We start from the raw sequence: 15,377 nt of genomic DNA, 5'->3' as shown, positions 1-15,377 counted from the left end.
GGTAGTGATCGCAGCTGTCAGCGTGGTCTTGCCATGGTCAACATGACCAATTGTACCTACGTTTACGTGCGGCTTCGTCCGCTCAAATTTACCTTTTGCCATTTCCGTTTCCTTTAATAATAGTGCTTATTTCTTGTTAATGATGGCTTCAGCCACGTTTCTTGGCGCTTCAGCATAGTGCTTGAATTCCATGCTGTAGCTTGCACGGCCTTGCGACAGTGAGCGCACCACAGTGGAGTAGCCGAACATTTCGGCCAAAGGAACTTCAGCACGGATCACCTTGCCGCCTGCATTGTCTTCCATACCCTGGATCATGCCGCGACGTGAGGACAAGTCACCCATCACATCACCCATGTAATCTTCAGGAGTTTCAACTTCCACTGCCATCATAGGCTCAAGCAGAATTGGATCCGCCTTACGCATACCATCCTTGAATGCAATGGAAGCAGCCATCTTGAAGGCATTTTCATTGGAGTCAACATCATGGTAGGAACCGTCAAACAGGGTTACCTTGACATCAACAACCGGGAAACCAGCCAGGATACCTGCAGGAATAGTTTCCTTCAGACCCTTGTCAACCGCAGGGATAAATTCGCGAGGCACGGTACCACCCTTGATGGCATCCACAAACTCATAACCCTTACCGGCTTCGTTAGGCTCCATCTTGATCCATACGTGACCGTACTGACCCTTACCACCGGACTGCTTAACGAACTTGCCTTCAACCTCGACAGACTTCTTGATCGCTTCGCGATAGGCCACTTGAGGAGCACCAACATTGGCCTCAACGTTGAATTCTCGACGCATGCGATCAACCAGAATTTCCAGGTGCAATTCACCCATACCGGAAATAATCGTCTGGTTGGTTTCTTCATCAGTGCGCACGCGGAAAGACGGATCTTCCTGTGCCAGGCGGTTCAGAGCAATGCCCATCTTCTCCTGGTCAGCCTTGGTCTTTGGCTCAACAGCCACGTGAATTACAGGTTCAGGGAATATCATGCGTTCCAGAATAATCACATGATCAGGATCACACAAAGTATCACCGGTAGTTGCCTCTTTCAGGCCTACAGCAGCTGCGATATCGCCAGCACGCACTTCCTTGATTTCTTCACGCTGGTTAGCATGCATCTGCAGGATACGGCCAAGACGTTCCTTCTTCTCTTTGACAGAGTTGTAAACAGTGTCACCAGAATTGACAATACCGGAGTACACACGGAAGAAAATCAACTGTCCGACAAACGGATCAGTCATGATCTTGAATGCAAGCGCAGAGAACTTTTCAGCATCATCAGCCTTACGTTCAGCCTTGGTGCCATTTTCCAACTCACCAATCACAGGTGGAATATCCACAGGCGACGGCAGAAAGTCGATTACCGCATCCAGCATACGCTGAACGCCCTTGTTCTTGAACGCAGTACCGCAAAGCATAGGCTGAATTTCGTTAGCGATCGTGCGATCACGCAGACCCTTAACAATTTCCTCTTCGCTCAACTCACCATTTTCAAGGTACTTATTCATCAGATCTTCGTCAGCTTCAGCAGCTGCTTCGACCATATTTTCACGCCACTTGTTACAAGTCTCAACCAAGTCAGCAGGAATCTCCTGATACTCAAACTTGGTACCTTGACTTGCTTCATCCCAGATAATCGCCTTCATCTTCAGAAGGTCAACTACACCAGTAAATGTATCTTCGGCACCGATTGGCACCACAACAGGAACAGGATTAGCCTTCAGGCGAGTCTTGAGCTGCTCATAAACCTTGAAGAAGTTCGCGCCGGTGCGATCCATCTTATTGATGAACGCCAGGCGTGGCACCTTGTACTTGTTTGCTTGACGCCACACGGTTTCGGATTGGGGCTGAACACCACCCACGGCACAGTAAACCATGCACGCACCATCCAGAACACGCATGGAACGCTCAACTTCAATAGTAAAGTCAACGTGCCCAGGGGTATCAATAATATTGATACGATGTTCAGGGTAGTTGCCGGCCATGCCTTTCCAGAAAGCAGTGGTGGCAGCGGAAGTAATGGTAATGCCGCGCTCTTGCTCCTGCTCCATCCAGTCCATGGTGGCTGCACCGTCATGCACTTCACCAATCTTGTGATTTACACCGGTATAAAAAAGAATACGCTCGGTTGTCGTTGTCTTACCAGCGTCAATATGCGCACTGATACCAATGTTACGGTAGCGATTAATAGGGGTTTTACGAGCCACAGCGATTACCTTTTACTTGCTTATCTAGTTAAATGGCTTAGAAACGGAAATGTGAGAATGCCTTATTGGCTTCTGCCATACGGTGCACTTCTTCACGCTTCTTCATGGCGGAGCCACGGCCTTCGGATGCTTCCACCAACTCAGCCGCCAAACGCAGACCCATGGACTTCTCACCACGCTTGCGGGCTGCATCACGCAACCAGCGCATAGCAAGAGCGTTACGACGGGCAGGACGCACCTCAACAGGCACTTGATAGTTTGCACCACCAACACGACGGCTCTTTACTTCAACTACAGGGCGAAGATTGCCGATAGCCAGAGTAAACACTTCCAGCGCGTCCTTGCCACTTTTCTGTGTAATTTGATCAAATGCACCGTACAGAATACGCTCTGCAACCGACTTCTTACCGCCGGTCATCAGCACATTAACGAACTTTGAAACTTCCTGGCTACCGAACTTAGGATCAGGCAGGATGTTACGCTTGGGAACTTCTCTACGTCTTGGCATGGCTTTCTCGATTCCTTAAACTTTGGGCCGCTGGTATTAAGCAGCCTTGGGGCGCTTAGCACCATACTTGGAGCGGGACTGCTTACGGTCTTTAACACCGGCAGTATCCAGACTACCGCGCACCATGTGGTAACGCACACCTGGCAAATCCTTTACACGACCACCACGCAGCAGCACAACAGAGTGCTCCTGCAAGTTGTGGCCTTCACCGCCGATATAGCTAATGACTTCATAGCCATTAGTCAAACGAACCTTGGCAACCTTACGCAACGCAGAGTTAGGCTTCTTAGGGGTTGTGGTGTAAACGCGAGTACATACACCACGCTTCTGTGGGCAGCTCTCAAGCGCTGGAACCTTGCTCTTGGTGACTACTTTTTGGCGCGGCTTGCGCACTAATTGATTGATGGTTGGCATAACCTTTAGCCTTTATATTTTAACCGCTAAAAATTACGGGATGGCAAAAGGCCATCCCGGAAAACTTAGCATTTTATTTAGCGTTCAATGTGTTGTCAAGCAACCTCAGGATTACCTGATATTTCCTCGACCTTCACTTCGTCAGCTTCCTCGATGATTGCAGGGGCAGAATCCACACCGGCGGCGTTACGCTTACGTGTTTCATGGTAAGCGAGACCAGTACCAGCAGGGATCAGACGGCCTACAATCACATTTTCCTTCAGACCGCGCAGTTCATCACGTTTGCCCAGGATTGCAGCTTCGGTAAGAACACGAGTAGTTTCCTGGAAGGACGCTGCAGAGATGAAGGAATCAGTAGACAGCGAAGCTTTGGTAATACCCAGCAACACATACTCGAAACTGGCTGGACGCTTGTCTTCTGCCAATACACGTTCATTTTCTGTCAGCACATCAGCACGTTCAACCTGCTCACCCAAGATGAAGTTGGTATCGCCGGCATCAGTGATACGAACACGACGCAGCATCTGACGTACGATGACTTCAATATGCTTGTCGTTGATCTTCACACCTTGCAGGCGGTAAACGTCCTGTACTTCATCAATGATGTAACGCGCCAATGCCTCGCGACCTTGCAACCTCAGGATATCCTGAGGATCTGCCGGACCGTCGACAATGCTTTCACCCTTGGTCACTACTTGACCATCATGCGCAGTCACGTGCTTATCCTTAGGAATCAGGAACTCGTTAGACACGCCATCCAGATCCGTGATGACCAGGCGCTGCTTGCCCTTGGTATCCTTACCAAAGGAAATAGTACCAGTGACCTCGGCCAGTAAGCCGGCATCCTTCGGAGAACGCGCTTCAAACAACTCGGCAACACGCGGCAAACCGCCGGTAATATCACGAGTCTTGGAAGATTCTTGCGGGATACGCGCCAACACTTCGCCCACGCCCACTTCCTGGCCATCCTTGACGGTAATAATACAACCCAGCTGGAATGTCACGTTAACCGGGGCTTCACCGCCAGCCACCTTGACTTCAGCGCCATTGGCATCCAGCAACTTGACCTGCGGACGCAGACCCTTGGATTGACCCGCACGTTGTTTGGGATCAATCACCACCAGGGAGGACAAGCCTGTTACTTCATCTACCTGTTTGGCAACGGTGACACCTTCTTCAACGTTCTCAAATTTAATGCGGCCAGCGTACTCGGTAATAATCGGGCGAGTATGCGGATCCCATGTTGCCAATGCCTGGCCAGCCTTCACTGTCTTACCATCGGTAATTTGCAGGGTCGCGCCATATGGCACCTTGTGACGCTCACGTTCGCGACCATTTTCATCCTGAATAATGGCTTCACCGTTACGTGAAATCACGACCTGCTCATTACGCACATTGGTGACGTAACGCATGGTGGAAGTGAAACGCACAATACCATTGGACTTGCTTTCAACCTGGCTGACAGAAGCAGCACGCGATACAGCACCACCAATGTGGAATGTGCGCATGGTCAGCTGTGTACCTGGCTCACCGATGGATTGCGCCGCAATCACACCAACAGCTTCACCCATGTTAATCAGGCGGCCACGGCCCAAGTCACGGCCATAGCACTTGGCACAAATACCATAACGTGTATCGCAGGTCAGGGCTGTACGCACCTTGACTTCATCAATGCCCAAGGCATCAATCTGCTCAACCTCATCCTCGGTCAGCAAGGTACCCGCAGGATAAACCACTTCCTGGGTTTCAGGATTAACCACATCCAATGCCGCAACGCGACCCAGGATACGATCATGCAATGGCTCAACCACTTCACCGCCCTTGACCAGGGCCTTGGTGAACAGTCCTTCTGTAGTACCGCAATCATGCTCGGTCACTACCAGATCCTGCGTCACATCCACCAGACGGCGAGTCAGGTAACCCGAGTTAGCAGTCTTCAACGCAGTATCAGCCAGACCCTTACGTGCACCGTGGGTGGAAATAAAGTATTGCAACACGTTCAGGCCATCACGGAAGTTCGCTGTAATCGGCGTCTCAATAATGGAGCCATCCGGTTTCGCCATCAAGCCTCGCATACCTGCCAATTGACGCACCTGAGCTGCGGAACCACGGGCACCAGAATCGGCCATCATATAAATCGCATTGAAGGATTCCTGCTTGATTACTTTGCCAGCTTCATCAACCGCGGCATTGCCATCGGCATCCAGAACGGTTTCTTCACGCAATTGTTTCATCATGGCATCAGCGACCTTGTCACCGGCACGACCCCAGATATCGACCACCTTGTTGTAGCGCTCGCCCTGAGTCACCAGACCGGAGACATACTGGTCTTCGATTTCCTTGACTTCGGCTTCGGCAGAAGCAATCAATTGCTCCTTCTCTGGCGGCACCAACATATCGTTGATACTGATGGAGATACCAGCGCGGGTAGCGTAGGTGTAACCGGTGTACATCAGCTTGTCGGCGAAGATCACGGTCTCGCGGATGCCAACACGGCGGAAGCTCGCATTGATCAGCCTTGAGATTTCCTTTTTCTTCAGCGCTTTGTCGATCACGCTGAATGGCAGACCTGGTGGCAGGATTTCAGATAGCAGGGCACGGCCCACGGTGGTTTCATAGCGAGTGATCTTCTCATGCTTCTGACCATCAAGATCCAGATCATACTCACGGATCCGGACAGTGATACGTGCATGCAGATCAATCAGGCCGCTATCGTAAACACGTTGTACTTCAGACACATTGGCAAAACGCATGCCTTCGCCACGCGCAGACTTCTTCTCGCGTGTCATGTAGTACAGACCCAGAACGATATCCTGAGAAGGTACGATGATAGGCTCGCCGTTGGCCGGAGACAGCACATTGTTGGATGCCAGCATCAGGGTACGGGCTTCCATTTGCGCTTCCAGACTCAATGGCACATGAACCGCCATTTGGTCACCGTCAAAGTCGGCGTTAAACGCAGCACAAACCAGTGGATGCAACTGTATCGCCTTGCCTTCAACCAGAGTTGGTTCAAACGCTTGGATACCCAGACGGTGCAAGGTTGGTGCGCGATTCAGCAATACCGGATGTTCGCGGATGACATCTTCAAGGATATCCCAGACTTCTGGCCCTTCCTCTTCAACCTTTTTCTTGGCAGCCTTGATGGTGGTAGCCAAACCCAGAACTTCCAGCTTGTGGAAGATGAACGGCTTGAACAGTTCCAGCGCCATCTTCTTGGGTAAACCACACTGGTGCAGCTTCAACTGAGGGCCAACCACGATTACGGAACGGCCAGAGTAGTCCACACGCTTACCAAGCAAGTTTTGACGGAAACGACCACCCTTACCCTTGATCATGTCAGCCAGGGACTTCAACGGACGCTTGTTGGCGCCAGTCATGACCTTGCCGCGACGGCCATTGTCCAGCAATGAATCAACCGCTTCCTGCAACATACGCTTTTCGTTACGTACGATGATTTCAGGCGCCTTCAGCTCCAACAGTCTCTTCAGACGGTTGTTACGGTTGATTACACGACGATACAAATCATTCAGATCAGAGGTGGCAAAACGGCCGCCATCCAAAGGTACCAATGGACGAAGTTCTGGAGGTAATACTGGCAATACTTCCAGAATCATCCATTCCGGCTTGATGCCGGACTTCTGGAAAGCTTCCAATACCTTCAGACGCTTGGCGATCTTCTTGATCTTGGCTTCAGAGCCGGTTTCACCCAGTTCGCGACGCAGCTTCTCAATCTCGGTGTGCACGTCCATTGTACGCAGCAATTCACGTACAGCTTCAGCACCCATCACGGCATTGAATTCATCACCATACTCTTCCACTTTGGCGAGATAATCATCTTCTGTCAGCAACTGAGCACGCGTGAGCGGCGTCATGCCTGGATCGATCACGATATATGCTTCGAAGTACAGCACACGCTCGATATCACGCAGGGCGATATCCAGCACCATACCCAGACGGCTAGGCAGCGACTTCAGGAACCAGATATGGGCAACTGGCGATGCCAGCTCAATATGCGCCATACGTTCACGGCGAACCTTGGACAGCGTGACTTCAACACCGCACTTCTCGCAGATAACGCCACGGTGCTTCAGGCGCTTGTACTTGCCGCACAAACACTCATAGTCCTTGATCGGGCCAAAAATCTTGGCGCAGAACAGGCCGTCACGCTCAGGCTTGAACGTACGATAGTTAATAGTCTCAGGCTTCTTGACCTCACCGTAAGACCAGGAGCGAATCTTCTCGGGAGATGCCAAGGCAATCTTGATGGCATCAAACTCTTCTTCCTGAGTGACCTGCTTGAATAAATCTAATAGAGCTTTCACGCGCGTTTCTCCTTAGTTGCGGTCAAGATCAATATCTATAGCGAGCGAGCGGATTTCCTTCACCAACACGTTGAAGGACTCTGGCATGCCAGCGTCAATCTTGTGCTCACCCTTGACGATGTTTTCATATACCTTGGTACGGCCAGATACGTCATCGGACTTGACCGTGAGCATTTCCTGCAAGGTATAGGATGCACCGTAGGCTTCCAGCGCCCAAACTTCCATTTCACCAAAACGCTGACCACCGAACTGGGCCTTACCGCCAAGTGGCTGCTGGGTAACCAGCGAGTAAGGTCCGGTAGAGCGGGCATGCATCTTGTCATCGACCAAGTGATGCAGTTTCAACACATGCATATAGCCAACAGTGACCGGACGCTCAAATGGCTCACCGGAGCGACCATCAAACAGCTTCACCTGGGTCTTGCCAGCTGCAAACTGCAGCTGTTGCGTACGTGCGTCATCATCAGGGAAGGCCAGATCCAGCATCGCACGGATATCCGTTTCTGCCGCACCGTCAAATACTGGCGTTGCAAATGGCACACCACTTTGCAGGTTCTTCGCCAACTCAAACACCTCGACATCAGTCAGCGACTTGATATCTTCACTCTTGCCGCTGGTATCGTTGTAGATCTGTTCCAGGAACTTGCGCAGTTCAGCCGCCTTGGCCTGCTGCTGCAACATCGCATTAATGCGGATACCGAGACCCTTGGCAGCCCAGCCTAAATGCACTTCCAGAATTTGACCGATATTCATACGTGAAGGCACACCCAGCGGGTTCAGCACGATATCCATTGGGGTACCGTCCGCCATATGCGGCATATCTTCAATTGGCACGATCTTGGAAACCACACCCTTGTTACCATGGCGACCGGCCATCTTGTCACCAGGCTGGATACGACGCTTGACGGCCAGATAAACCTTGACCATCTTCTGTACGCCAGGTGGTAATTCATCACCTTGAGTCAGCTTGCGCTTCTTCTCTTCGAACTTGCTATCGAACTCGATACGAGCTTGGGACAGGCTGTCGCGCAACTGTTCAAGCTGACGGGCAGCATCTTCATCACTTAGACGAATGTCAAACCAATCGTAACGCGCCAGACCCTCAAGATACTCAGCAGAAACGGTTTCGCCCTTCTTCAGCTTTTGCGGTCCGCCAGTAGCAACCTTGCCTTCAATCAGGCGGCGGATACGACCAAATGCATCGTCTTCCACGATACGCATCTGGTCAGCCAAATCCTGCTTGTAGTTGCCCAGTTGGTCGTCAATGATCTGTTGCGCACGTGCATCGCGCTCAATGCCTTCGCGAGTGAACACTTGCACATCAATCACGGTACCGGACATGCCGGAAGGCACACGCAAAGAAGTATCCTTAACGTCGGAAGCCTTTTCACCAAAAATTGCACGCAACAGTTTTTCTTCTGGCGTCAGCTGGGTTTCACCCTTAGGTGTTACCTTGCCAACCAGCACATCGCCAGCCTCGACTTCAGCACCGATATAGATAATGCCTGAATCATCCAGACGGCCCAGCATGCGCTCGGACAGGTTGGAGATATCACGGGTGATTTCTTCCGCACCCAGCTTGGTATCGCGGGCAACAACCGACAACTCTTCAATATGGATGGAGGTGTAACGGTCATCCGCTACCACGCGCTCCGATATAAGGATAGAGTCCTCAAAGTTGTAACCGTTCCATGGCATAAATGCCACGAGCATGTTTTGACCCAGCGCAAGTTCGCCCATGTCAGTGGATGCACCGTCGGCAATCACATCGCCACGCGCTAATACATCTCCGATATTCACCAGCGGACGCTGGTTGATATTGGTGTTCTGGTTGGAACGGGTGTACTTGATCAGGTTGTAGATATCCACACCAACTTCACCGGCGGCAGCTTCATCATCATGCACACGCACCACGATACGGCTGGAATCCACGTAATCCACAATACCGCCACGGCGCGCAGTAACAACAGTGCCTGAGTCAACAGCGACCGTACGTTCAATACCAGTGCCCACCACGGCCTTTTCAGCGCGCAGACATGGTACAGCCTGACGTTGCATGTTGGCACCCATCAAGGCACGGTTCGCATCGTCGTGCTCCAGGAACGGAATCAAGGATGCCGCAACAGATACGATTTGGCCTGGCGCCACGTCCATGTACTGAACGCGATCAGGCTGCGCCATGGTGAATTCGTTGTGGTATCGCGCAGAAATCAGCTCTTCCTTGAACTGCCCCTTGTCATCCAGCTCGGAATTCGCCTGGGCGATCATGTACTGGCTTTCCTCAATTGCGGAAAGGAAGTCGATGGTCGCACTTACCTTATTATCTTCAACACGACGATAAGGGGTTTCCAGGAAACCGTACTGATTGGTGCGGGAATACAGCGCCAACGAATTGATCAGACCAATGTTCGGACCTTCAGGCGTTTCAATCGGACAGACACGGCCATAGTGTGTGGAGTGAACGTCACGCACTTCAAAACCGGCACGTTCACGTGTCAGGCCGCCAGGGCCAAGGGCGGAAACACGACGCTTGTGCGTGATTTCAGACAATGGGTTGGTCTGGTCCATGAACTGTGACAATTGTGAAGAACCAAAGAACTCACGAATCGCACTGGAAACAGGCTTGGCGTTGATAAGGTCATGCGGCATCAGGTTGTCGGATTCCGCTTGGCTCAAACGTTCCTTGACCGCACGCTCAACACGCACCAGGCCAGCACGGAACTGGTTCTCAGCCAGTTCGCCTACGGAACGGATACGGCGGTTACCCAAGTGATCGATATCGTCGATTTCGCCGCGACCATTGCGCAACTCAATCAGTACCGCGATCACAGCCAGGATGTCGTCATTGGCCAGTATCCCGGCACCTTCAGCACCTTGAGGACCAACCTTCTCATAGAAGCGACGCAACCATGCGGCTGTACGCTCTTCAATTTTCTCAGGGAAGGCACGGCGATTGAACTTCATGCGACCAACAGCTGACAGATCATAACGGTCTTCATTGAAGAACAGGCCTTCGAACAATGCCTGTACCGCATCTTCGGTCGGTGGTTCACCAGGACGCATCATGCGATAGATCGCTACACGTGCGCTGTACTCATCCTGGATTTCATCAATACGCAATGTTTGAGAAATATAGTCGCCATGATCGAGATCATTTGCGTATAAAGTCGTGATTTTAGTAACTTCGGCTTCACGCAACTTCTCAAGCACTGACTCAGTGATTTCATCATTGGCGTTCGCCACCACTTCACCAGTGGATTTGTCAACGACGGCCGCAGACAGGGAACGCCCAAGCAGGAATTCTTCTGGCACCGTGATCTTGCTGATCCCGGCTTTTTCCATTTCACGGATATGCTTGACAGTAATGCGCTTATCCTTGGCAACAATGGCATTGCCATCCTTGTCCAGGATATCGAATTTTGCAATTTCACCACGCAGACGCTCAGGCACCAGTTCAAACTGGATACCCTTCTTCGCAATATGGAAGGTGTCAAAATCGTAGAATGTTTCCAAGATTTGCTCTGGTGAATAACCAAGCGCCTTGAGCAAAATGGTAACTGGCATCTTGCGGCGGCGGTCAACACGGAAATACAGGTAATCCTTGGGATCAAACTCAAAATCCAACCAAGAACCACGGTAAGGGATGATACGTGCAGAGAACAACAGCTTGCCCGAACTGTGTGTCTTGCCCCTGTCATGCTCAAAGAATACACCAGGACTACGGTGCAACTGGGAAACAATGACACGCTCAGTACCGTTGATCACGAAAGAGCCGTTTTCAGTCATCAAGGGCAGTTCGCCCATGTAGACTTCCTGCTCTTTCACTTCCTTGACAGTAGGCTTGGAAGCCTCTTTGTCCATAATGGTCAGGCGAACCTTGACGCGCAGTGGAGCCGCGTAAGTGAGGCCGCGCTGCTGACACTCCTTGACATCAAATGGCTCTTGACCAAGGTTGTAGCTGACAAAATCCAGTCGCGCATTGCCGGAATGGCTGACGATAGGAAAGACCGAACTGAACGCTGCTTGCAGACCTGCGTCTGTGCGCTTGTCAGCATGAACATCGGCTTGTAAAAAGGCCGCGTAGGACTCCAATTGCATAGCAAGCAGGTAGGGAACTTCCTGCACACTTTCACGTTTGGCAAAACTTTTACGCAGACGTTTCTTTTCGGTAAAGGAATAGCTCATAGCATCTCCTGAGGATAGAGGGCAGAAGACAGCAGACCAAAAGGACTGCTGTCTTCTAACTTCTTAAAATGGTGAAGGCTGACAGTTTCCTGTCAGCCCAAACACCATGTTTACAGCGGTATTACTTAACTTCAACCTTAGCGCCAGCTTCTTCCAGCTTCTTAGCAGCAGCTTCAGCATCAGCCTTGGAAACGCCTTCCTTAACAGCCTTAGGAGCAGCGTCAACCAGGTCCTTAGCTTCCTTCAGACCGAGGGAAGTCAGTTCACGAACAGCCTTAATAACGTTTACCTTGTTATCGCCAGCGGAAGTCAGAACTACGTCGAACTCTGTCTTCTCAGCAGCGGCTGCACCAGCGTCGCCACCAGCTGCGGGAGCAGCTACTGCAACAGCAGCTGCAGCTGCGGATACGCCAAACTTTTCTTCCAGGTCCTTGATCAGTTCGGACAGTTCCAGAACTGTCAGGGAAGCGATAGCGTCAAGAATTTCTGCTTTAGATAATGCCATTTGTTAATACTCCTGATAAATATGATATTGATTAGGCTGCTTGCTTCTGATCGCGCACTGCAGCAAGACCACGTGCAAACTTTGTAGGTACTTCGTTAAGCGTACGTACAAATGTTGCAACTGGAGCCTGCATAGTACCGAGCAACTTGGCCAGCAACTCTTCACGGCTTGGCAAGGTAGCCAGAGCTTGTACACCCTTGGCATCAAGCACCTTGCCTGGCAATGCGCCAGCCTTGATGACGAACTTGTCGTTAGACTTGGCAAAACTGTTCAATACTTTTGCCGCAGCAACTGGATCGGTAGAAATACCGAATACCAATGGGCCAACCATGTCGTTCGCCAGCGCAGAAAACTGTGTGCCGTCAACAGCGCGACGCACCAGCGTATTCTTCAGAACACGCAGGTAAACACCGGATTTTCTGGCTTCAGCGCGCAACTTGGTCATGTCGCCCACTTCAATGCCGCGATACTCAGCAAGAACAATCGCCTGGGCCTGCGCGACTTGCTCGCTAACCTCAGCAACTACTGCCTTTTTCTGCTCAAGATTAAGACTCAAGGTCTTCTCCTTCCGTTAATTAAGCATTTACAGAAATCTGTAAACACCTTCCCACGGCGACCTTTCATCAGGAATATCAAACCATCCTGTTCCGGGCTACGCCATCTGCGTTGGATTTGGCTAGAGTTCTGCCTCAATTAAACCCTGTCGGGCTCCTACGGTCTTTGATAACCCCGCAATCGAAACTGCGGGCCCAAAGTTCTTTTTTTGTGCCGATGAATCATCGGCACGTTCAATCAATTAAGCTAGGTTAGCCTGATCAACGCGCACACCAGCACCCATCGTACTGGATACGGATACCTTCTTCAGGTATACACCCTTGGATGAAGCAGGCTTTGCCTTGTTCAGCGCATCCACCAATGCAGCCAGATTTTCCTTCAATGCATCAACATTGAAAGAAGCACGACCGATGGTGCAATGCACGATGCCACCCTTGTCAGTACGGTACTGTACTTGACCAGCCTTGGCATTCTTCACCGCAGTAGTGACATCAGGTGTCACAGTGCCAACCTTGGGGTTAGGCATCAGACCACGAGGACCAAGAACCTGACCTAGAGTACCGACAATACGCATCGCGTCTGGAGTAGCAATCGCCACATCGAAGTCCAACATGCCGCCCTTGACTTGCTCGGCCAGATCTTCAAAACCGACAATATCCGCACCGGCAGCCTTGGCAGCCTCGGCAGCAGCACCTTGAGCAAACACGGCAATACGCTTGGTCTTGCCAGTACCGTGCGGCAATACCAAAGCGCCACGCACCAACTGGTCAGACTTACGTGCATCAATACCCAGGTTGATCACTGCATCAACAGACTCATCAAACTTGGCAGTCGCAGTTTCCTTAACCAGGGTCAAAGCCTCAGCAACTGGATATACCTTGTTACGGTCAACCTTGGCACGCAAGGCATCAATACGCTTAGAAACCTTAGCCATTTATACACCCTCCACTTCAATACCCATGCTACGCGCGCTACCAGCAATGGTACGCACGGCAGCATCCAGATCAGCAGCTGTCAAATCAGGTGCCTTGGTCTTGGCGATTTCCTCAGCTTGTGCACGAGTGATCTTGCCAACCTTGTCTGTATGTGGACGGGGAGAGCCCTTGTCAATCTTTGCTGCCTTCTTGATCAGGATAGTCGCCGGAGGCGTCTTCATGATGAAGGTGAAGCTCTTGTCTGCAAAAGCCGTAATCACGACTGGAATTGGCAGGCCTGGCTCCAAACTCTGTGTAGCTGCATTGAAAGCTTTACAGAATTCCATAATATTCAGACCGCGCTGACCCAGTGCCGGGCCAACCGGAGGACTTGGATTGGCTTTACCTGCAGGAATCTGCAGCTTGATATAGCCGATAACTTTCTTTGCCATCTTGAACTCCTAATTTGGGTAATAGCGCTTTATATAAGCTCCCCAGTTTAGATATGCAGTGCATCGCACCACGCTGATCGCAACCCGGTTTCTCCGGAATGCGCAAAGCCGTGCCTCATTGAACAATGAGGCACAACTTGAATACTTTAAACTTCCTTTTCCACTTGGCTAAAATCAAGCTCAACTGGTGTGGCACGCCCAAAGATCACAACAGAAACGCGTAACTTGCTCTTTTCATAATTGATATCTTCAACGCTGCCGGAAAAGTCCTTGAATGGGCCATCGATAACACGCACAGACTCACCTTTTTCAAAGGTAAGCTTCTGAGTAGGATTACTTTTGCTCTCATCCATACGTTGCAGGATGATCTCGACTTCCTTGTCCTTGATCGGAGTAGGCTTGAGCGCAGTACCACCGATAAAAGCAGTGACACGAGGCGTACTTTTCACCAAGTGCCAACTTTCATCACTCATTTGCATCTGCACCAGCACATACCCCGGATACAATTTGCGCTCAGTGATGCTCTTGACACCATTCTTCATCTCGATCACCTCTTCAACAGGCACGAGAATGTCGCCGAACATGTCGCCAACATCAGAACGAGCAATGCGCTCTTCCAAACCCTTTTTCACAGACTTCTCGAATCCTGAAAAAGCCTGCACTGCATACCACCGCATATTACTCATCAAGCGCCTCGCCCCATCAGATGCTTTACAGCCCACATAAAGCCAATATCAATAATCCAGAGGAAAATAGCCATGACAATCACCAAGCCAAATACAGCCATAGTGGTTTGAATAGTCTCTTTGCGGCTGGGCCACACAACTTTCCGGGTTTCAACAACAGCTTCACGCGCAAACGTAAAAGCATCCTGACCCAGCACAGTTGTCTTCAGCAATAACAATGCAAAAACAATCCCTGCCAGTACGGCCAGAATACGCAACACCAGCGCCTGATCAGCTAGCAAATAAAAGCCGGCAACACCAGCAGCAACAAGCAGCAGGGCGATTACCAGCTTAATTTTTTCGGTCATATTTTGCACTTAATATAATGGCAGGCCAGGAGGGCCTCGAACCCCCAACCCTCGGTTTTGGAGACCGATACTCTGCCAATTGAGCTACTGGCCTAAAAGCTTTTTCAATAACACACAAAGGCCGCACCCCTGGTACAGCCTTTGGCGTTCACGATTACTTTATTCAATCACTTTAGCAACGACACCGGCACCCACGGTACGGCCACCTTCACGAATCGCGAAGCGCAGGCCTTCTTCCATGGCGATCGGGGCAATCAGGGCAACAGTGA

General features: G+C 50.9%; 13 protein-coding genes and 1 tRNA gene. All 14 read right to left on the bottom strand.

The window, feature by feature from the left end; genetic code table 11:
• Positions 1-102, bottom strand: a 102-nt coding sequence (locus tag LG200_RS09260; RefSeq protein WP_033456734.1) for a GTP-binding protein, incomplete at its 3' end; no start/stop codon positions are given.
• A 24-nt stretch (positions 103-126) separates the two neighbouring features.
• Positions 127-2,217, bottom strand: a complete 2,091-nt coding sequence (fusA, locus tag LG200_RS09255) for an elongation factor G (protein ID WP_226757349.1) — start codon at positions 2,215-2,217, stop codon at positions 127-129.
• A gap of 37 nt (positions 2,218-2,254) precedes the next feature.
• Positions 2,255-2,725 (bottom strand): 30S ribosomal protein S7, encoded by a 471-nt coding sequence (rpsG, locus tag LG200_RS09250; RefSeq protein WP_226757348.1) that lies wholly within the window; start codon positions 2,723-2,725, stop codon positions 2,255-2,257.
• Between the two features lie 36 nt (positions 2,726-2,761).
• Positions 2,762-3,139 (bottom strand): 30S ribosomal protein S12, encoded by a 378-nt coding sequence (gene rpsL, locus LG200_RS09245; RefSeq protein ID WP_015829259.1) that lies wholly within the window; start codon positions 3,137-3,139, stop codon positions 2,762-2,764.
• Positions 3,140-3,234: 95 nt separating this feature from the next.
• Positions 3,235-7,464 carry a DNA-directed RNA polymerase subunit beta' gene (gene rpoC / locus LG200_RS09240; protein ID WP_226757347.1) on the bottom strand — a complete coding sequence of 1,410 codons (4,230 nt, stop codon included), beginning with the start codon at positions 7,462-7,464 and terminating at the stop codon, positions 3,235-3,237.
• 12 nt (positions 7,465-7,476) lie between these two features.
• Positions 7,477-11,649, bottom strand: a complete 4,173-nt coding sequence (gene rpoB, locus LG200_RS09235; RefSeq protein ID WP_226757346.1) for a DNA-directed RNA polymerase subunit beta — start codon at positions 11,647-11,649, stop codon at positions 7,477-7,479.
• Positions 11,650-11,770: 121 nt separating this feature from the next.
• A complete protein-coding gene (gene rplL / locus LG200_RS09230) occupies positions 11,771-12,154 on the bottom strand; it encodes a 50S ribosomal protein L7/L12 (RefSeq protein WP_226757345.1) in 384 nt (127 codons plus the stop codon).
• Between the two features lie 31 nt (positions 12,155-12,185).
• Positions 12,186-12,710, bottom strand: coding sequence for a 50S ribosomal protein L10 (gene rplJ, locus LG200_RS09225; RefSeq protein ID WP_226757344.1), 525 nt, complete (start codon positions 12,708-12,710; stop codon positions 12,186-12,188).
• Positions 12,711-12,950: 240 nt separating this feature from the next.
• Positions 12,951-13,643: a 50S ribosomal protein L1 gene (gene rplA / locus LG200_RS09220; RefSeq protein WP_226757343.1), complete on the bottom strand. Its 693-nt coding sequence runs from the start codon at positions 13,641-13,643 to the stop codon at positions 12,951-12,953.
• Positions 13,644-14,075, bottom strand: coding sequence for a 50S ribosomal protein L11 (rplK, locus tag LG200_RS09215; protein WP_226757342.1), 432 nt, complete (start codon positions 14,073-14,075; stop codon positions 13,644-13,646).
• A 146-nt stretch (positions 14,076-14,221) separates the two neighbouring features.
• Positions 14,222-14,761, bottom strand: coding sequence for a transcription termination/antitermination protein NusG (gene nusG, locus LG200_RS09210; RefSeq protein ID WP_226757341.1), 540 nt, complete (start codon positions 14,759-14,761; stop codon positions 14,222-14,224).
• A complete protein-coding gene (gene secE / locus LG200_RS09205) occupies positions 14,761-15,108 on the bottom strand; it encodes a preprotein translocase subunit SecE (protein WP_226757350.1) in 348 nt (115 codons plus the stop codon). Before secE ends, nusG begins: the two co-directional genes overlap by 1 nt.
• 18 nt (positions 15,109-15,126) lie before the next feature.
• A tRNA-Trp gene (locus LG200_RS09200) sits at positions 15,127-15,202 on the bottom strand.
• Positions 15,203-15,267: 65 nt separating this feature from the next.
• The coding region (locus LG200_RS09195; protein ID WP_449812121.1) for an EF-Tu C-terminal domain-related protein at positions 15,268-15,377 on the bottom strand (110 nt) is incomplete at its 5' end.

The sequence above is a fragment of the Methylobacillus caricis genome, from assembly GCF_020532705.1.
In the GTDB taxonomy this organism is placed as follows: Bacteria; Pseudomonadota; Gammaproteobacteria; order Burkholderiales; family Methylophilaceae; genus Methylobacillus; species Methylobacillus caricis.
The sequence above is the reverse complement of the archived record's forward strand: the minus strand, read 5'-3'. Positions and strand labels throughout refer to the sequence as shown.